Raw genomic sequence first — 21,588 nt, 5'->3', positions numbered from 1 at the left:
GCCGGTGAGGTCCCCGGCCGGTGCGGCTTCCGCCGTGGGCGTGGCCCCTCCCGTCCCAGCCGGACGCGAGGGGCCACGCCCCGTGGTCAGCGGGTGACGCTCCAGACCAGGCTGCGGGTGAGCGCCGGGGTCAGGGCCGGGTCGATGACGGACGAGGTGGGGTCGTTCGCGACGGCCTTGAGCTCGTGGGCGGCGGGCTTGGGGCCGGTGGGGCCGAGGTCGGAGACGGCGATCGTCTTGCGGTCGCGCAGGGCCGTCACCTCCTTGCCGTCGAGGTACCACCGCAGCTTGGTGCCGGAGACCGGGAGGTCGACGGTGAGGCGGTCGGTCGCGGTCAGCCGGGTGGTGACGGGCGTGGCGCTGGAGAGGGCGGAGGCGTGCCGGTAGAAGCCGGCGATCATCGCCTCGCGGCCGGGCAGGTTGAACTCCCGCCCGAGGGAGCGCATCACCGAGTTGTCGGTCGGCCGGTTGAGGCCGGACGGGTAGTTGCTGCCGCCCTGGTAGGCGCCGACGGTGCCACCGTCGGGAGAGGTCTTGCCGAGCCAGCGGTACCACTTGGTCTTGTCCTGGCGCATCCGGTCGGCGCTCAGGGTGGTGATGTTGGGCTGCGTGGGCTCCGCGCCCTTGTAGGGCCCCGCCCCATCGGCCCAGTACTCGTCCGCGAGCTTGCCCAGCGAGTGGCCGGTCTCGTGCACCGCTATCTGGCCGGACGCGGCGTTGCCGCCCGCCACGGTGGCGATGCCCTCGTAGCCGAGCGGCGACTGGGTGCTGCCGTAGCCGGCGCCGCCGTACTTGGCGGTGTTGGCGACGACGATCACGAGGTCGGCCTGCGGGGCCTTGGCGGCGTAGGCGTCGACGGCCTTGATGTCCACGCACAGCAGCCGCTCGATGGAGTTGCACCAGAAGTGCGAGCCGAGCGCGGTCTTGCGGACGGTGTTCTGCTTCGGGTCCCCGGAGACGCCCGACTGTTCGGAGACGGCGCCCACGGCCCACACGTTGAACAGCTTGCGGTAGGTGGCGTAGGGCTCGACGGCGCTGATGTCCTTCCACTTCGCCGCGGCGTCCTTGCGGAACTTGTCCTGCTCCGAGGCCGTGTAGCCGTCGCCGATCATGACCACGTCCAGCTTGCTGTCCGTGCTCCCGTTGTTGACGACCTTCGTGACGGCGCCGTCCCCGGCGGCAGCCCCGGCAGCGGCCGCGCTCATGGACTGCTCGGCGACGAATGGGGACGCCGAAGGGACCTTGGTCCGGCTGATGGCGCCGTCCTCGGCGAAGACCTCGACGTCCTGGCCGCCCGGGAAGGCGTCCGGGGAGGCGTCCGGGGAGTCGGCGATGGCGACCGGCTCGGACGGGGCGGCGACCGCCGGGCCGACGCCGACGGCGAGGGCCGCCAGCGTCGTGACGCCGGCCAGGAGGACCGAGGTGAACCTGCTGTTGCGCAAAGGAGTTTCTCCGAAATCGACGGGCAGCGAGGGCCGGTGGCGAGACTCCCGGCAGGGGACGTGCGTGCAATACCGCACCGTCCCGTGCCGCGACACCGCCACCCGCCGCCACCACCGCCGCACAAGGCCGGAGCTGACGGGGCGACACCGTCCGCTCGCCACCTCACCGGTGGATACGTCCGGCTGCCCACGAACGGTTCACACCGGCTGCCGACACGGTAGTGATGGCGCCCTTGATGCGGTCGACGACGGCCAGGCGGCCGGCGAGGTCCGCTCGTACGATGCCTCCTGCGTGCAGTCGGCCGAGGAAGGGAAGCTCGGGCCTGGTCATGATTAATCCCCGCGCGCGGCACGGGACTTGAGGACACTCCCAACCCGGGCTGCCGCCAGCGCGACCGGCGACAGCCGGGTGGCCAGGTTCCGGGCCAGGATGCCGCCGCGGCCGGCCGGGACGAGCAGCGCGAAGGCCGCTCGTACGGACTGCCGGGCCTGGTCCACCAACCCCCGGTGCGCGGCCTCGTAACGGGCCAGGGCCGCGCGGTGGTCGGCGGGATCGGCGGCCAGGGCGTCGGCCAGGGCGTAGGCGCCCGCCAGGGCCAGGCTGGAGCCGCCGCCGAAGAGCGACACGCAGGACGCGGCGTCGCCGAGCAGCGTGACCCGGCCCCGCGACCACTGCAGCAGCCGGACCTGGCTCACCGCGTCGAAGTACAGCTCCTCGCTCTCGCGCACCTGCGCCAGCACCTCGGGCGCGCGCCAGCCCATCTGGGCGAACGCGGCGGTCAGCAGTCGCCGGTGCTGATCGGTGTCGCGGTGGTCGAAGTCCGGCACGGCGGCGGACCGGACCATGAACGCGGCCAGCGGCCTGCCGCATCCGGGATGCACGCAGAGGGCGCGGCCCGGCGTGTTGTGGATCGCCACTTCCCGCAGGTCGCCCGCCATCCCGGCCAACGGCATGGTGGCCACGTACATCCCCAGGTGGCGGACGAACCCGGACTCCGGGCCGAAGGCCAGCCGGCGGACGGCGGAGTGCAGGCCGTCGGCGCCGACCACCAGGGCGAAGCGGCGGGGGCGGCCAGACTCGAAGGTGACGTCGACACCCGCCTCGTCCTGGCTCAGGCTCGCGATCGAGTCGCCGAACACGAACTCGGCGTCGTCCCGGCCGGCTTCGTGGACGATCGCGGCGAGATCGCCGCGCGGCAGCTCGACCGTGTCGGCCCGGTCCGCGCCCGACAGGCCGCGCAGGTCGATCCTGCCCACCCGGCGGCCCGCGGCGTTGTAGAAGCCCACACCGGTGACCTGGGTGGCGGCCGCCCGGAGGCGGTCCCTGATCCCCATCCGCTCGGCGACCTCCATCGCGCGACCGGCGACATCGACCGGGCTGCCGCTGGAGCGCGCGGCCGCGGCCCGCTCGACCACGGTCGGCTGGAAGCCGTGGCGGGCCAGCCAGTAGGCGAGCGTCGGTCCGGCGATGCCGGCCCCGGAGATCAGCACGGTGCGATCGGCTGTCCTGGTCGAGGCGTTCATGGACGCTCCTTCTGTCATCGCCCGATCGTCGTCGCCTGATCGCGGCCAGGCCGACTCGCGGCAGCCGTCGCCGGTCAGCGGTCACGTCGGCACCCCCGGACTGACCATCGGTCAGTAATTCGACGCTACGCCCTGACCGCCGGTCAGGCAAGGGGCAGCGACTAGGCTCCCCACATGACTGCTGCCGAGAACCCCGACACCCGGGCACGGATCCTCGCGGTGGCCCTGAAGGAGTTCGCCGCGCACGGCTACCACGCCACCTCGGTACGCGGGATCGCCGAGCGGGTGGACGTGACCAAGGCCGCGGTGCTGTACCACTTCCCCAGCAAGGCGGACATCCTCGGCGCGCTGATCGAACCGATGCTGGACGACCTGGACGCCGCGCTGGCGCCCACCGGGCCGCCGGATCCGACCGCAGCCCGCTGGGCGGCGATCGAGGGGCTGCTCGACGTCTGGCTGCGCCACCGCGACCTGCTGCGGATGAGCCTGTACGACGCGGCGCCGGGCCTCACGGGCCCGGGCTTCACACGGTTCCGCGACGGGATGCTGCGCGCGAACGTCCTAGTGGCAGGGCCCCACCCGGACTTCGTCGCCCGGGTGCGCGCCGCCCAGACGATCGCCATGCTCTCCGACCCGGTGATCCTGCTCGCCGACGCCCCGCCCGAGGGCCTGCGCGCCTGCATCCTGGCCGGGGTGCACCGGCTGCTGGACGGCCCCGAAGCCCCCGCCGCAGCCACCCCCGGGCGCGGCGGCGGTGAACGGCGCGGCCGGCCGAGCGCGATGAGCCCGGCGATGGTCGACACCGCCCGGCGCCTGCACGCGGCCGGCCGCACCGCCGAGCAGATCGCGGCAGAGCTCGGAGTCTCCCGAGCGACGGTCTACCGCCACCTGCCGACGTAGCCGGAGACACGGAGGCGGCCGCCAGGCAGCGGCTAATAATGAGACTTCATTGAGACAGTGAAGGTCATCTCGGCGGTGACGCCGGTTGGACAGGCGCAGGAAGTCTCCACCCCGCCGGCGCCCCGGGTCTCGCGGTGCGTCACGCTCCGCTGGCCTCCTCGATGCCCGATCGCGCGGCGGCGTCCTGCTGTTGACGGGGCAGAGCGAGGGGCCCGGTCCCGGAACGGGCGTCAGGAGCACGGATGAGGCGCCGCACGAGCGGGTTGACGGGCAGGGTCGCGGCGAAGGCGGTGACGAGGAGAACAGTGAACAGCCGGTCGCCGATGATGCCCAGGTCACGGCCCAGGGTCAGGATGAGGACCTCGCTGAGGCCCTTGGTGTTGAGCAGGACCGCCACCGTCGTGGCCTCGCCGCGCGGCACGCCGATCAGCCGGGCACCCAGCCTGGCGCCGGCGAACTTGCCGCCCCAGGTGACGGCCAGGAACACCACCACCGCGACCAGGCTCCCGAAACCCAGCCCGGCGATGTCCACGGACAGCCCGGTGAGCGCGAAGAAGACCGGCACCAGCAGCGCCCCCGCATGGCGCAGCGGCACCTCGACGGCGTGCCGCAGTTCCTCGGCGGCGTCGCGCGGCATGGCCAGCCCGAAGGCGAAGGCGCCGATCACGGCGTGCATGCCGAGCCACGAGGTGGTCCATGCGGACAGCAGGATCCCGCTGCCGAGGGTCAGCAGGACGAGCAGGGGATGCCCGTCGACGCGGGTCGGCCGGCGCAGCAGGCGCCGCAGCAGCGGGCGGACCACGATGGCCATCGCCGCCGCGTAGCAGGCGAGTTCGGCGAACGCGAGGAGGACGTGGTCCGAGCCGCCGCTCCGGGCCGCGGAGGCGACGCAGGCGACGCCGCACCACGCGGTGATCTCGGTGAGCGCCCCGCAGGCCGTGGCCATGGCCCCGGTGCGGGTCGTCTGCAGCTGGTTCTCCCCCACGATGCGCGCGAGCACCGACAGCGCGCTGGCGGACAGCGCGATGCCCAGGAACACGGCCAGCAGCACGGGGGACGTCTCCGTACCGATGAGGTGGGGCCACCTGGCCGTGAGGACGGCGGCCAGGGCGACCGCGAGGGCGAAGGGCACGGCGACGGAGGCCGCGGTGACCGCCACCACGGTGCGGACCCTCCCGTTCAGCTGCTTCAGGTCGAGTTCCCACCCGGCGGCGAACATGAAGAGCGCGATGCCCAGTTGGGCGATCACCGACAGGTGCTCGCGGACCTGGGGCGGAAAGAGGACGTGCGGGAGGTCGCCCGGCAGCAGCCCGAGGACGCTCGGCCCCAGGATCACCCCGACCGCGATCTCGCCGACCACCACCGGTTGGCGCAGGCGGGTGCGCAGCGGCGACAGGACGAGTCCGATCAGCAGGATGGTCGCGATGTCGGCCAGCGCGGTCGAGGAGGAGCCTTCCATGGTCGTGCGCCTTCCTGGGAACGGGGGCGTGCGCGGCCCGGTGACGCGGCCCCTGCATTATCGGGAAGGACCCGTTCGTCGACGTAGCGTTCCCCGCGTGTCGCGGTCGCGTGGCTCCTCCCCCGCGCCCCGACCCGGACCTTCACGCCCGTACGAGGCGGACCGGCGGACAGGGGCGCACGAACGGCGCGCGGCGTGACGCTGCGCAAGCAAAAGATCGCGTTCCGATACTGATGATCGGAACGCGGAGGTACCGTGACGCCCAGATACACGTGTTGAGCACGTGGTGTACAGCAGGGGGCAGTGATGGCACGACGGAAGATCAAGTGGGGACCGACCGCGAGCTCCGCGATCGGGTGCGGCAAATCACCGAGGCGCTGGAAGGGTTCGGAGATGATGCAGAACGAGCTCGACGCGGCCAGCTGGCGCAAGAGCAGCTACAGCGGCACGAACGGCGGCGACTGCATCGAGGTGGCCCCCGGGTTCCCCGACCTCGTCCCCGTACGTGACTCCAAGGACCCCGACGGCCCGACCCTCGTCTTCCCTGCAGCCGCATGGCAAGCCTTTGTCGCGGCCGTTCACGAGGGCGAGTTCCCCGTATGAAGCTGCTCTGGCACAAGAGCAGCTACAGCGGGGGCAACGGCGGCAATTGCATCGAGGTGGCCCACGGGTACCCCGGCCTCGTGCCCGTGCGTGACTCCAAGGATCCCGATGGTCCGGTCCTTTCCTTCCCGGACCCGGCATGGGGCGCCTTCGTCGCGGCCGTCCAGAACGGGGAGTTCCCGGTTTAGCGGACCCGGCCGGGCCGGTTACTCGTGGGGGCGGGCCAGTAGGGCTGCCGAGTTCGGGTCGCCGACGAAGGTCGCGGCCACTCCCTTGACCACGGCCAGCGCGGCCGGCAGTGCCGCCACGGCCGCCGCCTTGAACGCGCCGATCGACGTCAGGTCGAATCCGTCGGCCAGCAGCAGGCCGAGGAATGCCACGGCGTAGGTGGCGACGGTGCGTTCGGCCAGATCGATGATGAACTTCCGCATGGTCGGGACTCCTTCGCGGTGAAGGTGCAGAGGTACACGGGGGGCGCTCGGAATTGCCGTCCCTGGTGTACACGTTCACGCTGTCGAGTTCCGACGACGGGCTCGGCGACCAGTCCGGTGCCCCGCACACGCGTGGTGTGCGGGGCGCCGGGTTCCAGAGACCGCCTGGCTGTCACCCGTCGTGCAGCGCCCACTTGCTGCTGTCGACCTGCACCGTGCCTGGCAGCGCGATGAGTTCGGGTTTGAACAGCGGTGGCGCGCCCATCGCGGGCTCCCAGGTGGCCAGCTTCTCGTCCTGGGGGACTTCGATCCGCCGGTCCGCGGTGAGGTCGGCGACCACCTTGAGGAGCAGTCGCACGCCGAGCGGTGCCAGGTGGTCGCGCCACAGGCTCTGCGCGGTCGAGCCCGGGGGCACGAACAGGTGCTCCTGGGCGGCGAGCGGGCCCGCGTCGGTGCGTTCGGTGAGGTGGTAGACGCTTCCGCCGGTCACCTTGTCGCCGTCACGGATCGTCCACCGGATGGCGTCCCGGCCGCGGTGCAGCGGCAGCAGGCTGGGGTGGTAGCCGATGGTGGCGACGGCGGCCCGGGCGCGGGTCTGGCGGCCGAGGAAGGCGTGCGAGTGGGCGGCGACGATGATGTCGACCCCGTCCGGGATGTGCCGCGCGCGCAGTTCGGCCGAGTCCGTCCACGGGACGTCCTTGTGGTACGCCCAGGAGCGCAGGCGGTCCCAGCACATCGCGTCGCCCTCGTCGGACTTCCCCTTGCGCAGCCGGGGGGCGGCCGCGCCGACGATCTTGTGCCCGTCGTCCAGCAGGGCTTCCGCGACCGCGACCGCGAATCCCCCTTGTCCTGACATGTAGATGTTCATCCGGATCAGTCGACCTCTTTCAGTCCGCGGTGGTCGGGCTGGAACCGCACCGGCATCGTGGAGAACCCGGTCAGGAAGTTGGACCGGATCCGTAGCGCCTCCTCGGTCTGCTCGAATCCGGTGGTGAAGTCCCGCAGGGCCGTGAGTAGTTCGGCGATCTCCACCTTGGCCAGGTACGAGCCGACGCAGAAGTGCGGGCCGTAGCCGAAGGCCAGGTGCTTGTTGGGGGTGCGGCCGAGGTCGAACTCCCCGGGCCGGGCGAAGACCCGTTCGTCGCGGTTGCCGGAGGCGTGCCAGAGCGTGACGATGTCGCCCGGCCGCAGCCGTACGCCGTGCAGTTCGGTCTCCCGTACGGCGCTGCGCCCGAAGTGCATCGTGGGCGAGGCCCAGCGCAGCACCTCGTCCACGGCGGTCTCGACGGCGACCTCGCCGTGTTTGAACCGCCGCCACTGCTCGGGTTGGGCGGCGAGGGTGTGGACGCAGTCGATCATCGTCAGCCGGCTGGTCTCGTCGCCGCCGATGATCAGGCTGTAGCAGTTGAGCACGACGTCCTCGTCGGAGAGCGGCGCGCCGTCGATGGAGCTGGCGATCAGCATGCTGATCACGTCGTCGCCCGGGGACTCGCGCCGTTCCTCGACGATGTCCATGAAGTACATCAGGATCTCGTTGCGGGCCATCTCGGAGTCGACCTCGTCGACGTCCTCGTCCTCGGCCGACAGCGCGGTCTTGGTCAGGCTGAGCAGATAGTCCCGGTCCTGTTCGGGCACGCCGAGCAGGTTCGAGATCGTGGTCATCGGGATCCGGCTGGCGATCTCCTCGGCGAACTCGCAGCCGCCGGACTCGACGGCCTCGCGGATCCACTGCCGGGTGTTGACGCGGACGGTCTGCGCGACCTCGTCGAGCACCCTCGGCGAGAGCACCCGCTGGAGGATCTTGCGCAGTTCGTGGTGCCGGGGCCCGTCGGTGACGGCCAGCATCCGGCCGGCCCCGGCGTCGCCGCCTTCCAGGAGCGTGACGAGGACGTTGCCGCGCTCGGAGGTGAAGTTCGCGTTGTCCCGGTAGGTGGCCATGATGTCGTCGTGGCGGGAGAGCACCCAGAATCCCCGGCGGCCGTCGACGGGCGGGTTCCAGTGCATCGGGGCGGTGTCCCGCAGGGTGCGCCAGAACCCGTCGAGGTCGTGGTCCGCGAAGGTGGCCGGGTCGCCCAGGTCCACGGTGTCCGGTGCCGGCGTGCTCATGGTCACCAGTCCGTGCGCCAGAACCGGCGCGGCTGGAACGGATAGGTGGGCAGCGGCACCCGGTGGCTGGCCTGCCCCCGGTGCAGGGCGTCGAAGTCCACCTGCTGGCCGGTCACCCAGGCGGCGGCCAGTTCGGACAGCGCCCGCTCGTCCTGGCCGGAGGGCACGATCCCGTTGTCGGTGCGGGAGAAGGAGCCCGGGTCGGTCTGCGGGGCGGCGGCGGTCGTGGTGGCAGGGCCGCGGGCGGCGTCGTCGGACAGCGCCGCGATCAACTCCGCGCGGCTGCGGACCACGGCCGCCCACCGGCGGGCCATCACCTTGCGGCCGAGGTTGAGGCTGAAGCAGACGTCGTCCAGGCGCAGGTCGGGGTCGGCCTCCAGCCGCTCCTTGAGCCGCGTACGCTGCCGGGCCAGCGTGTCGTCGTCCAGGGCGGACAGGGTGGCCAGCCGCGGCCGGCCCTCGTCCTCGGGGGCGCGCCCGGCGGCCGTCGGCGCCTCCTCCAGCAGCAGGTGCGCGTTGTAGCCGCCGCCACCGATCGAGGTGATGCCCGCGCGGCGGATGCCGGCCTGCGGCTCCCAGGGCGCCCCTTCGATCTGCGGCACGAAGGGGGTGCTGGGGAAGTCGAGGTCCTGGTTGACCTCGGTGAGGTTGATCGTCGCCGGGAGCGTCTTGTGGTGCAGGGCCAGCGCGGCCTTGATCGCGCCGAAGCCGCCCGAGACCACGCCGCCGTGGCCGACGTTGCCCTTGACCCCGCCGATCGACGTCGTCGCGGTCTGCTTCCCGAACGCCATGGTCGCCGCGTGCACTTCGAGCTCGTCGGTCATCGGCAGGCCGAGACCGTTGGCCTCGTACATGGACACGGTGTCCGGGGTGACGCCGCCGACCTCCATGGCGTTGGCGATGCAGGCGCTCAGCCGCTCGGGCTGGGCCAGGCCGTACGCCATCGCGCTGACGCCGTTGTTGTTGACGGCCGATCCCTTGACGACGGCATAGATGTGGTCGCGGTCGGCGACGGCGTGGCCCAGCGGCTTCAGCAGCACGGTGACGACGCCGCTGGACAACGCGGTGCCGGTGCCGTTGGCGTCGAACGGGCGGCAGTGGCCGTCCTTCGACAGGATGCGGTTCTCCTCCCACAGGTGGCCGCGCGGGTGCGGCAGGCGGACCATCGCGCCGCCGGCGATCGCCAGGTCGGTCTGGCCGAGCAGCAGCGACTGACAGGCCAGGTGGACCGCGTAGTGGAAGCCGGCGCAGACGGCGGCGACGGTGACGGCCTCGCCGATGAGCCCCATGTAGTACAGGGCGTTGGAGGTCATGGTGTCCGGCGACCACGCCAGGCTGGCCTCGATCGCCTCGGGGCCGACCGACACCCGGTCCGGCGGGGAGCTGTAGAGCGCGGCGGTCTGCGGGTTGTTGGCGCCGTACATGCCGATCTCGGCCTTGAGCCGGTCCGGGTCGTAGCCGCCGTCCTCCAGCGTCTCCCAGGCGCTCTCCAGGAACAGCCGGTTCTCCGGGGTCATCGCGGCCGCCATCCGGTCGCTGATGCCGAACACCGACGGGTCGAACTTGTCGTACGTGTCGAGCACGCCGCAGGCCCGCACGTAGAACGGGCTGTGGATCAGGGTCTCGTCGACGTGGATGTCGTCCTTGGCCAGGAACGACACGGACTCCCGGCCGTGGACGAGATTGTCCCAGAACTGTTCCTTGGTGCGGGCTCCGGGCGCCCGCAGGGACATGCCGATGACGGCCACGTCGCCCGGGTCGTAGTCCTGCTCGGGGTTGTCGGTCATGGGGAGGCTCCTGCTTCGTTTCGAGTGAGGGTGGCTCAGCAGACTCAGCGGCTCGTGGTTCAGCGGCCGGTGGCGCCGCCGCGGCCGCGCAGCGCGGCCCGGCGGGTGTTGGCGCGCGCGCGGGCGGACTGGACCGCCTCGGGGGTGGCGCCGCTCTCGTCGTCGAGCCAGCGGGCGAGGGACGCGATGTCGCGGAAGCTGAAGAGGTCGGGCACCCGGACGCGGCGGTCGAAGCGCCGGGTCATCAGCCGGGCGAGGCGGATGAGCAGCAGGGAGTCCCCGCCGAGGTCGTAGAAGGCGGACTGCACGTCGATGCTCGACGGTTCGAGGTCGAGCAGCTGGCCCCAGATCTCCGACAGGGCGACCTCGGTCGGCGTGCCGGCGGCCGTCAGGGGCCCGCCGGTGTCGGCGGCCGGCGGCTCGGGCAGCGCGTTGCGGTCGAGCTTGCCGCCCGGCCCCAGCGGCAGGGCGGCGAGGACCACGAGCGTCGCGGGCACCATGTAGTCGGGCAGTTCGGCAGCGAGCCTGCCGGTGACGGCGCTCTGGAGCGCGGCGTCCAGCCGGGGGCCGCCCTGCGGCGCGTCGTCGCCGGCGGGCACGACGTAGCCGACGAGCCGGTTGCCCCGGACGACGGCGGCGGCCTCCCGGACTTCGGGGCAGCCGGTCAGCCGGGCCTCGACCTCTTCCAGCTCGATGCGGTAGCCGCGCAGCTTGACCTGGTGGTCGGTGCGGCCGAGGAAGCGGAGTTCGCCGCCGTCGGTGAACTTGACGACGTCCCCGGTGCGGTACATCCGTTCGCCGTTGCGGAACGGGTCCGGCACGAAGCGTTCGGCCGTGGTGCGCGGCCGGTTGATGTAGCCGTGCGCGAGGCCGGCGCCGCCGAGGTAGAGCTCGCCGGGCTCGCCGGCCGGGAGCGGCTTCAGCTGCTCGTCGAGCACGTAGACCCGGTCGCTGGTCGTCGGCGGGCCGATCGTCGGTTCGTCGGTCCCGTCCTCGGGCACCGGCCCGAACGAGCAGAAGACCGTCCCTTCGGTGGGGCCGTAGGCGTTGAACACCCGGTCGGCGCTGGTCTCCCGGTAGGTGCGGTCCACCAGCTTGCGGCGCAGGGCCTCGCCGCCGAACACGACGGTGCGCACGTTCGGGGGCAGGGCTCCGGCGTCGAGCAGGCTGTTCATGACCGAGGGGACGACGTTCAGGTGGGTGATCCTGTCGGCGTACCGGCTCTCCGGCAGGTGCACGGCGCTCTCGACGAGCACGACGGCGCCGCCGCGGCACAGCGCGTTGAAGATCTCCATCACGGACAGGTCGAAGCAGACCGAGCTCGCCGCCGAGACTCCGCTCAGGTCGCAGCCGTCGAGCACCCGGTCCATCTCGGCGAGCATCGCCACGCAGCCGCTGTGCCGGACGGCCACGCCCTTGGGCCTGCCGGTGGAGCCCGAGGTGTAGATGACGTACGCGGTGTCGCCGGGCACGACCGCGGCGGGCTTCGCGCCGGGCTCGGTCGTCACGCTCTCCCCGAGCACGACCACGGTCGGTCCGGGCGGGCAACTGGCCCGGGACGCGGGCGTGGTGAGCAGCAGGCGGGTCCCGCTGTCCTGGACCATGAAGGTCAGCCGGTCGGCGGGGTAGTTCGGGTCCAGCGGCAGGTAGCAGGATCCGGCGCGCAGGGCCGCCAGGATGCCGACGAGCAGGTCGGGGGTGCGCTCGACGCAGATGCCGACCGGGACGCCGGGGCCCGCGCCGTCGGCGACCAGCCGTTCGGCCAACGCCCGGGAGCGCTCGTTCAGTTCGCCGTAGGTCAGGACGCCGGCGTCGGAGTAGACGGCGGTCGCGTCGGGGTTCTTGAGCGCCTGCTCGACGAACGCGGAGTGCAGGGTCTCGGTCACTGGTCCGTCTCCTCGGGGAGGCCGGTCGGCGCCAAGTCGCCGAGGGCCCGGTCGGGTTGGGCGATCGCGTCGAAGAGCACGGTGCGGTACAGCGCGAGCAGTGCCGTCACGGTCTGCCTTTCCAGGTAGCTCGGTTTGAACTGGACGTGGCCGGCCACCTCGCCGTCGATGTCGGCCATCGAGATTTCGAGGTCGAACTTGGCGAGGTGCCTGCGCACCTGAAGCGGTTCGAGCGGCAGCGCGCCGTCGGGCGTGATGGTGTCGCCGATGCCGTGGAAGAGCTTGACGGACCGGGGGAACGCGTCCGAGGACAGCCAGTTGACGACCACGTCGAACCACGGGGAGCGGCCCTCGGCCCTCGGCGGCCGCAGTTGGGAGGCCAGCAGGTCGAGGGGGTAGTTCATGTGCTCCAGGAGGCCGAGCGAGAAGGCGTGGACTTCGCGCAGCAGTTCGCGGAAGCTGCGGTCACCGGCGGGGTTCGCCCGCACCAGCACGGTGTTGAGGTAGTAGCCGATGGCGGATTCCCAGCCGGGTTCGGCGCGTTGGGCGATGGCGGTGGCCAGCACGGCGTCCTCGGTGCCGACCGCGCGGTTGAGCGTGGCGAAGAACCCGGCCAGTACGACGGTGCTGATCGACACGCCTTCGCGCACCGCGAACTCCCGCAGCAGGCGGGTCTGTTCGGCGCTCCAGCGGAATGCGAGGTCGCGGCCCTCGTAGGTGACGCCCGGCGGCCGCTCCTTGGTGGAGAGGTCGAGGTGGGCGGGCGGGTCGGCCAGCTTCTGCGACCACCAGTCCAGGGCCGCGCCGGCCGCCGGGCCGGCCAGCCACTGCCGCTCCCATTCGACGAACTCCGTGTACGGGGCGACCGGCGCGCTGTCGGCGGGGTCGGCGCCCTCGTAGTACTCCTGGAGTTCGCGGATCATGACGTCGGCCGACGCCGCATCCGACGCGATGTGGTGGACGAGCACCAGCAGGTAGTGGTCCGCCGGTCCGCGCGTCATGAGGACGATCCGCACCAGCGGCCCGTTGTCCAGGTCGAGCGGCTCGTGTCCGTAGCGGGCCAGTTCCTCGCGGGCCTGTTCGTCGTCCAGGTCGGTGCCGTCCGCCACGACGAACTCGTACACCGGTTCGTCCAGGATGACCTGGTAGGGGCTGCCGCCCGCCTCCACGAAGAGGGTGCGCAGGGCGGGGTGGCGCTCCATCACGGCCTGGACGGCGCGCTCCAGGGCCTTCTCGTCGACGGCGGTCCGGATCCGGGCGGTCACCATGAAGTTGTAGGGCACGGCGTCCGGCGCGACCATCTGCATGAACCACAGCGAGGCCTGGCCGTGCGAGGCCGGCGCCAGGGCGAGGCCGAGGCCGTCGGCGCGCAGCTGGTCCAGGGCCGGGGCGTCGGTGGCCTCCAGCAGTCCGCGCGCGTCCAGTTCGTCGACCAGCTCCTCGGCGTCCAGTTCGGACAGCTCGTCGAGGTACGTCCGGTCCGGCTCGGCCTCGGGGGCCTGGGCGGGGGCGGGAGCGGGGGCGGCTGCCGGTACGGGCGGTGCCGTCGCGGGCGCGGCCGGTCCGGCGGTGAGCCCGACGAAGTGGCCGACGACCTCGGAGATGGGCCGGCCGTCCAGGAACACCACCGGCGACACCCGGTGCCCGAACAGCGACTGCAGCCTGTTGACGAGGCGGATCGCCAGCATCGAGTCGAGGCCGAAGTCGAGCATGCTGGCGTTCACGTCGAACCTGCTCACCGGCACGCCCAGCGCGTCGGCGAGCTCGGCGAGGACGACCTCCGCCACCGGCCGGATCGCCGCCGGCTGTTCCTCCTCCACCACACGGGCCACGGGCGCGGCCACGGTTTCGACGGCCGGGGCCGTCGCGCGGGCGGGGCGGGGCTCGGTGTCGATCCAGTAGCGGTCCTTCTGCCACTGGACGAGCGGCGTCTCCACGACCTCGACGTCGTCGCCGAACAGCGGGTCGAAGGTCAGCGGCAGGCCCCTGACGTACAGCGACGCGGCGGCGCCCAACAGGCAGCGGACGTCGCTCTCGTCGCGCCGCAGGGAGTTGATCGCGTGCACCTGGGCGCCACGGGTCAGCGCGATCTCCTCGACCGCGCCGCGCAGCGTCTCGTGCGGGCCGATCTCGATGAAGGTGCCGACGCCCTGGTCGACCAGCGCGCCGATCGTCTCGGCGAACCGGACCTGGTTGCGCAGGTTGTGCACCCAGTAGTCGACGTCGGCGACCGGGTTCACCGTGTCGGCCAGTGCCGTGGAGTGGAAGTCGATGCCGGGCGTCAGCGGGGTGATGCCGTCGATGCCCGCGCGCAGCGGCTGGAGCAGCGGGTCCATGCCGGGGCTGTGCACCGGCCGTTCGACCCGGATCCGCCGGGTCGAGATGCCGTCCCGCTTGAGGTCGGCCTCCAGGGCGTCGACGGCTTCGGGCGAGCCGGAGACCGCCGCGCTGGTGGGGCTGTTGACCACGGCGACGGCCGCGTGCGCGGCGTAGGGGGCGAGCCGCGGCAGCAGCTCCGCCTCCGGCAGGTCGACGGAGATCATGGCGCCCGCGGCGGCCTTGCGCTCCAGCAGGTGCGACCGGGCGACCACCACGCGGGCGGCGTCCTCCAGCGACAGCGCGCCGGCCACGCAGGCGGCCGCGACCTCGCCCAGGCTGTGCCCGACGACGGCGGTCGGCTGGATGCCGAGTCCGAGCCAGACCTTCGCCAGCGAGACCTGGAGGGCGAACAGCACGGGCTGCTGGAAGTCCATCTCCTCGTACCTGGCCTCGTCGGCCGGGGCGGCGAGCTGGTCGAGCACCGAGCAGCCGCCGGCCGCGCGCACGGCGGCGTCGCAGGCGGTCATCCAGGTGCGGAAGCCGGCGTGCGAGCGCAGGAGTTCGCGGCCCATGCCGACCCACTGGGTGCCGCCGCCGGAGAACACCAGCGCGACCCGCCGGTCGACGTTGCCGGAGACCGTGCCCGTGACGACGTCGGGGTGCGGCTGGCCGGCGGCGACCCGGGCGAGGCCGTCCAGGACGTCCTGCCGGTTGCGGGCGAACAGGGCGATCCGGTGGTTGTGGTGGGTGCGCCTGGCGGCGAGCGTGTAGGCGAGGTCGGAGACCCGCAGGCCCGCGTCGCGTTCGACGTGGTTGGACAGCTCGCGGCAGGTGTCGGTCAGCGCGCCCGCCGTCCGGGCGGTGACGGGGACGAGGTGCACCTGCTCGTCGGCGGCGGCGTCGCTGCGGCCGGGCGTGACGTGCCGCCCGCGGTCGCCCGCGAGGAACGGGTGGGCCGCGACGGGGAGGCCTGCGGTGTACAGGGCGCCGAGCGAGCCGAGCAGGGTCGAGGCCTCGTCGGCGCCGCGGCGCAGCGAGGGCAGGGTGGTCGCCGTCAGGATCTCCGACACCGACTTGAGCAGGACGGGGTGCGGGCTGATCTCGATCACCGCGTCGACGTCGTGGTCGCGCAGGTTCGTCAGGGCGTCGACCACCCGGATCTCCCGGCGCAGGTTGTCCGCCCAGTAGTCCGGCCCGAGCTCGGCGCCGTCGACGCGTTCGCCGGTGACCGTCGAGATCATCGGGATGCGGGTGGTCCGGGGCCTGATGCCGTCGAGTTCGACCTTCAGCGGGGCGAGGACGTGGTCGACCAGCGGGGAGTGCGGGGCGTGGCCCATCCGGACCCGGTGGTTGGTGACGCCCGCCGCGGTCAGCCGCTGGACGAGGTCGTCGATCTCCTGCGGTGTGCCGGTGACCAGGGTGGAGTTCAGGCCGTTGTGGCCGGAGACGGTGAGCCGGCCGGTCAGGTACGGCCTGACCTCGTCGGCGGCGGTCATCACCACGATGCCCTCGCCGCGCCCCACGGCGAGCTGCTGGAGGAGCCGGCCGTGGTGGGCGGCCAGGCGGGAGGCGTCGTCGAAGTCGAGCGCGCCGGCGATGTGGGAGGCGGCGAACTCGCCGACGCTCTGCCCCACGACGACGTCCGGCTCCACCCCCAGCGAGCGCCAGGCTTCGGCCAGCGCGACCTGGAGGGAGAACAGCAGCGGCTGGAAGACGTCCATGTCGTCGATGCGGCCGTCCGGGGACATCAGCTGCTCGACGAGCGAGAAGCCCAGCAGTTCCCGCATCCGCCGGTCGGACTTCATCATGGACCGGCGGAACACGGGCATTCCGGCGAGCAGTTGCCGGCCCATGCCCACCCACTGCGAGCCGTTGCCCGAGAACAGGAAGGCCACCCGCGGCCTGCGTCCGGTCCGCTCCCCGACGCTCAGCCCGGCGGCCTTCGCCCCGCTGCCGAAGGCGTCCAGCTGGGAGCGGAGTTCGGGCATGTCGCGGGCGGTGGCCGCGAGCCGGAACGGGCCGTCGCCGGGCGTCCGGCGGCAGAGCTCGCGCAGGTCGCTCTCGTCGCGCAGCGCCCGGGCCCGCTCGGCCAGCGCCTCCCGGGAGTCCGCGGCCAGCAGGAGCAGCGAGCTCTCGGGGCGCGGCAGTTCCTCGACGGCGACGTGGCAGATCGCGCCGCCGAACCCGAACGAGCTGACGCCGCCCCGGCGGGCGTCGGAGCGTCGCGGCCACGGCGTCAGCCGGTCCTGGACGGTGAGGTTGTACTCGTCGAACATGATCTGCGGGTTCGGCGCGCTGTAGTGCAGGCTCGGCGGCAGCACGCCGTTGCGCATCGACATCGCGAGCTTGACCAGGCCGACGATGCCGGCGGCCGCCTCCAGGTGCCCGACGTTGGACTTGACGGACCCGAGCCGCAGCGGCTCCGTACGGCCGCCGCCGAGGACCGCGCCGATGGCGTTGGCCTCGATCGGGTCGCCGAGGGGCGTCGCGGAGCCGTGGCACTCGATGTAGTCCACGAGGTGCGGTGCGATGCCCGCCCGCTGGTACGCGGTGCGGAGCATCTTCTCCTGCGCCTGGGGGTTCGGCGCCGTCATGCCGTTGCTCAGACCGTCGTTGTTGGAGGAGCTGCCCTTGATCAGGCAGTACACCGGCAGGTCGCGCTCCAGCGCCACGCTCAGCGGGGCGAGCACGACGACGCCGGCGCCCTCGCCGCGGACGTAGCCGTTGGCGCGGGCGTCGAAGGACTTGCAGCGGCCGTCCGGGGCGAGCGCGCCCATCGCGTCCATGGCGGTGTAGTAGTCGGAGACGAAGCTCAGGTTCACGCCGCCGGCCAGCACCAGGTCGCTCTCGCCCAGCCAGATCGACTGGCACCCCACGTGCACCGAGACCAGCGATCCGGCGCAGGCGGCGTCGATCGCCATGCTCGGGCCCTGGAGGCCGAGGACGTAGGAGACCCGGTTGGCGATGATGCCGTCGTGCATGCCGGTTGCGGTGTGCGGGGTGATCTGGCTGTCGGGGCCGCGGTAGTGCGCCAGGGCGGCGTAGTCGCCCCAACAGGAGGCCATGAACACGCCGGTGTCGCTGTCGACCAGGCTGTGGGGGGCGATGCCCGCGTCCTCCAGCGCCTCCCAGGACAGCTCCAGGATCAGGCGCTGCTGCGGGTCCATCTGGACGGCTTCGCGGGGCGAGATGCCGAAGAACAGCGGATCGAACTGGTCGATGCCGTCGATGAAGCCGCCCCAGCGCGCCCTGTCGTTCAGCAGCTCGCGTCGCGCGGCCGGTACCGGCCCGACGGCGTCGCCGCCCTCGACCAGCAGTTGCCAGAACGACGACGGGTCCGGCCCGCCGGGGAACCGGCAGCCGATGCCCACGATCGCGACGGGCTCGTGCGAGGGCAGGCGGCGGCGCTCGGTGGCCGGGGCGGGCTCCGCGGCACGCGGACCGTCGACGAGCGCACGCGCCAGCCCGTCGACGGTCGGGTACTGCCACATCCAGGTGGCCGGGACCTGCCAGCCGAGGAACTCGGACAGCGAGGCCGCGAGGGTCACCGATCTCAGCGAGTCCAGTCCGTACCGGTGCAGCGGCGCCGAGCGGTCCACCGTGCTCGCGGACACGTCCAGCAGCTCGACAACACGGGAAAGCAGGAAATCCGTTACGGCGGAAATGTCTCGCGCTGCGCGCTCTCGGGGCACGGCGACTCCCTCAACAGGGCGGATGGAATGGACGGGTGGAGCTTCACGGCCGACCGGTCGGGGGGTTCGGTCCGCACTCGGGCAGCCGGACACGGGGGGCGGCTCATGACGCGGAGGGTCCCCTTCGCCGCATCAAGTTCCTGGGTGGGGCCGACGGTTGGCGTGATGACGAGATCGGCGTTTCCGATCTCCACGTTCACGGCGGGCGAGAACTCCCGTTCGTGTACCGCTGTTTCAGCCGGCGGTGCGGCTCGTTCTCACCGCGGGAGAAATCACGGGCGTCTCTGGGTCACATCGGTCCGCGAGTGCATCGACGACAGGATCGCGTACGCGGAATCTTCACCTGCACGGCTACTGTCGATGGGCTCCAAGGTCCACTTGGTCAAGCGCGACGAGTATGCTGATTGAGGCAAAATGGATCGTCAGTGCTAATCCGACCGGCGGACAGCAGAGTGCCAGTTTGTTAATGGTGAGACAAGCGCCATTCGAGGGCCGGTTGAGGCAGTGGCGAGATTTGATCTCCAAGTGTCCGGTTCGAGTGGGAGCCGTCGGCGGTCCGAAATGGCACCTCGACTCGGCGGCGCCCCCGCATCACCGCGCCCCGGCCGGGATAGGCGCACGACCCCGCGAAAGGCGCGCCCCACCGGCACGCGACGGGGGTAGACAGCGGCTGAGCGACCCATGCAAGCTGACCCCCATGGCAGTTGAGAACCTTGATGCGGCGTCAGCCCGTGCCGACCGTTCCTTAGCCGGGCTCACCGGCCGCGACGTCGACGGCAGGCCCGCATGACGGACGCCACCGGCACCACCGGTACCACCGACACCGCGGTCAAGCCGGCGCTCCGGCCGGGGCTGGCACTCGGCGTACTGGCCGGGGCGCTCGCCCTGGACGTGAGCGGCCTCGGAGTCCTCAACGCCGCCCTGCCGTCGGTCGGAGCGCGCTTCGACCTGGACGAGACCACGCTCCAGTGGGTCATGACCGCCTACGCCGTCACGTTCGCCGGCTTCCTGCTGGTGGGCGGCCGACTGGCCGACGTCCTGGGCCGACGACGGGTGTTCGAGGTCGGGGTCGCCCTGTTCACCGTGTCCGCGCTGGTCGGGGCGCTGGCCCCGGACACCGCGGTGCTGCTGGGTGCGCGCGCCGTCCAGGGCATCGGCGCCGCCCTGTCGGGCCCGGCCGCGCTGGCCCTGCTCACCGAGACGTTTCCGGCCGGTCCGGCCCGCAACCGGGCCTTCAGCGTGTACGCGGCGGTCGGCGCCGCGAGCTTCAGCGGCGGGGTGATGCTGGGCGGCGTACTGACCCAGTTCCTCGGCTGGCGTTCGGTGCTGTGGTTCTCGGTGCTGCTCGGGCTCGCCGTACTGGCCGCGACCCGCGCCGGACTGCCCGGCGGCGCCGGGCACAGCGGCCGACTGGACCTGCCCGGCGCGATCACGGGCACGCTCGGCCTCACCCTGCTCATCGTCGGCGTGAGCAGTGACGGCGCGACGGCATGGATCGTCCTCGGCGCCGCGGTGGCCTTCCTGGTGCTGTTCGTCGTGCGCGAGCACCGCACCGCCGACCCGGTGCTTCCGCTCGGCCTCTTCCGGATCAGGTCCGTCCGGGCCGCGAGCCTGGCGGCGTTCCTCCAGTACATGGGATCGGTCGGGCTGCTGTTCTTCGCGCCGCTGTACCTCCAGGGGATGCTGGACTACTCCCCCTTCGAGTCCGGTCTCGCGCTGGTGCCGATGTCCCTGGCCGTGTTCCTCACCGCCAACTTCGCCACCGGACGCCTGCTGGCCCGGTTCACCCCGCGCACGCTGATGGCGGTCGGCCTCGTCCTGATCGGCGGGGGCGCCGCACTGTGGCTGGGCACACCGCACGACGGCGGCTACGTGCAGTACGTGCTGCCCGGCCTGGTGCTCAGCGGCATCGGCCAGGGCCTGAACTTCCCCTCGATGACGTCCGCCGGGCTCACCGGAGTCCCGGCGCAGCAGCACGCCGTCGCCGGGGCGGTGAACGTCGTGGCGCAGCAGATCGGCGCGAGTGCGGGCGTCGCGGTGATGGTCCTGGTCGCCGCGACCAGCACGGACCAGCTCACCGGCTACCACCTCGCCTACCTCACCGCCGCCGGCGCGTGCGTCCTGGGCGCGGCGGTCATCGCCGTGCGACGGCAGGCCTGAGGGCCCCGGCCGACCGGCGGCCGGCCCGCGCCCGGCCGGGCACTGCCGTGTCGGCCCAGTGCGCGGTCGAGGTTGAAGGCGGCGCGCCGTCCGCGGCGAAGAACCGCGTGATCAGCACGTTCGTACCGACCAGCGCGGCCGTACGAAGCTCGCCGATCAGGCCGCGCTCGGAGATCGGCGCACAACAGCTGCCGCCTGCCTGCTCGAACCCCATCGTGGCCGGAGGCGATGAGGGCGCGGAGCGCGCCGGACATCCCGCGCCGGACATCCCGCGCTGGGCCGCCCCCGGCGGCGACGGCAGCTGGCTGTGCGGACCGGGCAAGGCGATCGAGGCGTCGGCGACCCTCCCGGCCTCCTGGACTGGAGGGGACGGCACGCCCGGCCCTCGCCCCCTGCACGCCCACACCCACACCCGTATCCCTGAGCCGCGTCCGAGCCGGGCACCGGCGCCGCCACCGAGGAGTGGGAAGCCTTCCTGCTGATCTGCTGATCTGCATCACTCCCTCGACTGTCGTCACGTCACCCGACGGCATCAGGCCGCCCGCGACCATCACCGGTGCGCGACCAGAGCAGCAGGGCCGATCGCACCGGGGCCGCCGAACCGAGAGCGGCCGAGGAGGCGGACGGCAGGCCCGAGAAGCACGGGGCGGCCTGCCGGAGCGGGCGGTTGCCCACGCCAACATCCCGGCTCACCTCGCTAGTTCAGTCGACGATGAGCCGGGGAGCGGCGGTCCCGCGCGGACGGGCCGCCAGGTTGCCGCGAGCCGCAACGGAGATTGTGATCATTCACAGTCCCTTCCCCCTCTTCACACCCACCAATCACACGAGATGCGCACGGCCGGGCCGGCATCGCGCTTCGTTCACGGAGAGCGAGATCATCCCGTGATCTCACCGTTTCCGACGCGGCGAAAAAGCGCCCTTGGGCTGCCCGCGAGGGTCGGTTAGGTTCTCCTTACATCAGGTCACGGCAACAGTCCCGGTGCCGCCGCGGCTTCGGACTCCAGCACCCCGTTGCCTCTGCGGCAAGCGGGGTTGTGACCTGGACCATAAAGCCCGCGAAAACCAGCCGCTGACCGACGATCGGAAGAAGATGAATGGTTGGCGTTCCCAGTTGATGGCTGACCCCGGACCTGCACTGTGGCCGCTGCCGTGACGGTCGGCGCCGCCCCCCCCCCCGGGGGGGGGCGCCCCCAAGGGGCCCGGTGACCCGGGGGGGCGCACACACGAGCCGCCGCCAGGCGGGCCCACCCCCGCCCCGGCGGGGCCCCCGCGCCCCCCG

The 21,588-nt window shown here is 72.3% G+C and carries 14 protein-coding genes; 4 read left to right on the top strand and 10 right to left on the bottom strand.

Features of this window, described 5'->3' with window-relative positions; all coding sequences use genetic code 11:
* Window positions 1-86: 86 nt before the first annotated feature.
* The 3 genes from ACFV6D_RS15890 to ACFV6D_RS15880 all read right to left on the bottom strand — a co-directional run bounded on the left by ACFV6D_RS15890 (window position 87) and on the right by ACFV6D_RS15880 (window position 2,966).
* Entirely contained in the window at window positions 87-1,442 is a 1,356-nt protein-coding gene (locus ACFV6D_RS15890; RefSeq protein WP_380560150.1) for a M64 family metallopeptidase, read from the bottom strand.
* A gap of 163 nt (window positions 1,443-1,605) precedes the next feature.
* Complete coding sequence (locus ACFV6D_RS15885) at window positions 1,606-1,773, bottom strand: hypothetical protein (protein WP_159398341.1); 168 nt, start codon at window positions 1,771-1,773, stop codon at window positions 1,606-1,608.
* Between the two features lie 2 nt (window positions 1,774-1,775).
* Window positions 1,776-2,966: an FAD-dependent monooxygenase gene (locus tag ACFV6D_RS15880; RefSeq protein ID WP_380560148.1), complete on the bottom strand. Its 1,191-nt coding sequence runs from the start codon at window positions 2,964-2,966 to the stop codon at window positions 1,776-1,778.
* Between the two features lie 174 nt (window positions 2,967-3,140).
* On the opposite strand from ACFV6D_RS15880, the gene ACFV6D_RS15875 reads away from it, so the two are divergent.
* On the top strand, window positions 3,141-3,866 hold the full coding sequence (locus ACFV6D_RS15875) for a TetR family transcriptional regulator (RefSeq protein WP_380560146.1): 726 nt from the start codon (window positions 3,141-3,143) through the stop codon (window positions 3,864-3,866).
* A gap of 139 nt (window positions 3,867-4,005) precedes the next feature.
* On the opposite strand, the gene ACFV6D_RS15870 is transcribed toward ACFV6D_RS15875, so the two are convergent.
* Complete coding sequence (locus tag ACFV6D_RS15870) at window positions 4,006-5,325, bottom strand: cation:proton antiporter (RefSeq protein WP_380560144.1); 1,320 nt, start codon at window positions 5,323-5,325, stop codon at window positions 4,006-4,008.
* A gap of 393 nt (window positions 5,326-5,718) precedes the next feature.
* Between ACFV6D_RS15870 and ACFV6D_RS15865 the strand changes: the two genes are divergently transcribed.
* Window positions 5,719-5,928, top strand: coding sequence for a DUF397 domain-containing protein (locus ACFV6D_RS15865; RefSeq protein ID WP_380484435.1), 210 nt, complete (start codon window positions 5,719-5,721; stop codon window positions 5,926-5,928).
* Window positions 5,925-6,116, top strand: coding sequence for a DUF397 domain-containing protein (locus ACFV6D_RS15860; protein ID WP_380560142.1), 192 nt, complete (start codon window positions 5,925-5,927; stop codon window positions 6,114-6,116). The genes ACFV6D_RS15865 and ACFV6D_RS15860 overlap by 4 nt, the downstream gene beginning before the upstream one ends.
* An 18-nt stretch (window positions 6,117-6,134) precedes the next feature.
* Here ACFV6D_RS15860 and ACFV6D_RS15855 read toward each other — a convergent pair whose 3' ends face one another.
* The 6 genes from ACFV6D_RS15855 to ACFV6D_RS15830 all read right to left on the bottom strand — a co-directional run bounded on the left by ACFV6D_RS15855 (window position 6,135) and on the right by ACFV6D_RS15830 (window position 18,149).
* Window positions 6,135-6,359, bottom strand: a complete 225-nt coding sequence (locus ACFV6D_RS15855; RefSeq protein ID WP_063346317.1) for a holin — start codon at window positions 6,357-6,359, stop codon at window positions 6,135-6,137.
* A gap of 172 nt (window positions 6,360-6,531) precedes the next feature.
* Window positions 6,532-7,227, bottom strand: coding sequence for a formyltransferase family protein (locus ACFV6D_RS15850; protein ID WP_063346318.1), 696 nt, complete (start codon window positions 7,225-7,227; stop codon window positions 6,532-6,534).
* Between the two features lie 5 nt (window positions 7,228-7,232).
* Window positions 7,233-8,471 (bottom strand): cytochrome P450, encoded by a 1,239-nt coding sequence (locus ACFV6D_RS15845; protein ID WP_380560140.1) that lies wholly within the window; start codon window positions 8,469-8,471, stop codon window positions 7,233-7,235.
* A complete protein-coding gene (locus ACFV6D_RS15840; RefSeq protein ID WP_380560138.1) occupies window positions 8,468-10,252 on the bottom strand; it encodes a beta-ketoacyl synthase N-terminal-like domain-containing protein in 1,785 nt (594 codons plus the stop codon). The genes ACFV6D_RS15845 and ACFV6D_RS15840 overlap by 4 nt, the downstream gene beginning before the upstream one ends.
* 59 nt (window positions 10,253-10,311) lie before the next feature.
* A complete protein-coding gene (locus ACFV6D_RS15835; RefSeq protein WP_380560136.1) occupies window positions 10,312-12,138 on the bottom strand; it encodes an amino acid adenylation domain-containing protein in 1,827 nt (608 codons plus the stop codon).
* Window positions 12,135-18,149 (bottom strand): acyltransferase domain-containing protein, encoded by a 6,015-nt coding sequence (locus ACFV6D_RS15830; protein WP_380560134.1) that lies wholly within the window; start codon window positions 18,147-18,149, stop codon window positions 12,135-12,137. Before ACFV6D_RS15830 ends, ACFV6D_RS15835 begins: the two co-directional genes overlap by 4 nt.
* 786 nt (window positions 18,150-18,935) lie before the next feature.
* Between ACFV6D_RS15830 and ACFV6D_RS15825 the strand changes: the two genes are divergently transcribed.
* Window positions 18,936-20,309, top strand: coding sequence for an MFS transporter (locus tag ACFV6D_RS15825; RefSeq protein WP_380560132.1), 1,374 nt, complete (start codon window positions 18,936-18,938; stop codon window positions 20,307-20,309).
* The last annotated feature ends 1,279 nt before the right edge of the window (window positions 20,310-21,588 follow it).

The organism is Kitasatospora sp. NPDC059812, assembly GCF_042732075.1.
Classification (GTDB): Bacteria; Actinomycetota; Actinomycetes; order Streptomycetales; family Streptomycetaceae; genus Kitasatospora.
Note: the sequence above shows the minus strand (reverse complement) of the source record. Positions and strands in the feature narration are given on the sequence as shown.

Excerpts from the sequence above, each read along its gene's own strand:
- ACFV6D_RS15885 (WP_159398341.1), bottom strand. The coding sequence starts at position 1,773 with ATGACCAGGCCCGAGCTTCCCTTCCTCGGCCGACTGCACGCAGGAGGC.
- ACFV6D_RS15880 (WP_380560148.1), bottom strand. The coding sequence starts at position 2,966 with ATGAACGCCTCGACCAGGACAGCCGATCGCACCGTGCTGATCTCCGGG.
- ACFV6D_RS15875 (WP_380560146.1), top strand. The coding sequence starts at position 3,141 with ATGACTGCTGCCGAGAACCCCGACACCCGGGCACGGATCCTCGCGGTG.
- ACFV6D_RS15870 (WP_380560144.1), bottom strand. The coding sequence starts at position 5,325 with ATGGAAGGCTCCTCCTCGACCGCGCTGGCCGACATCGCGACCATCCTG.
- ACFV6D_RS15865 (WP_380484435.1), top strand. The coding sequence starts at position 5,719 with ATGATGCAGAACGAGCTCGACGCGGCCAGCTGGCGCAAGAGCAGCTAC.
- ACFV6D_RS15860 (WP_380560142.1), top strand. The coding sequence starts at position 5,925 with ATGAAGCTGCTCTGGCACAAGAGCAGCTACAGCGGGGGCAACGGCGGC.
- ACFV6D_RS15855 (WP_063346317.1), bottom strand. The coding sequence starts at position 6,359 with ATGCGGAAGTTCATCATCGATCTGGCCGAACGCACCGTCGCCACCTAC.
- ACFV6D_RS15850 (WP_063346318.1), bottom strand. The coding sequence starts at position 7,227 with ATGAACATCTACATGTCAGGACAAGGGGGATTCGCGGTCGCGGTCGCG.
- ACFV6D_RS15840 (WP_380560138.1), bottom strand. The coding sequence starts at position 10,252 with ATGACCGACAACCCCGAGCAGGACTACGACCCGGGCGACGTGGCCGTC.
- ACFV6D_RS15825 (WP_380560132.1), top strand. The coding sequence starts at position 18,936 with ATGACGGACGCCACCGGCACCACCGGTACCACCGACACCGCGGTCAAG.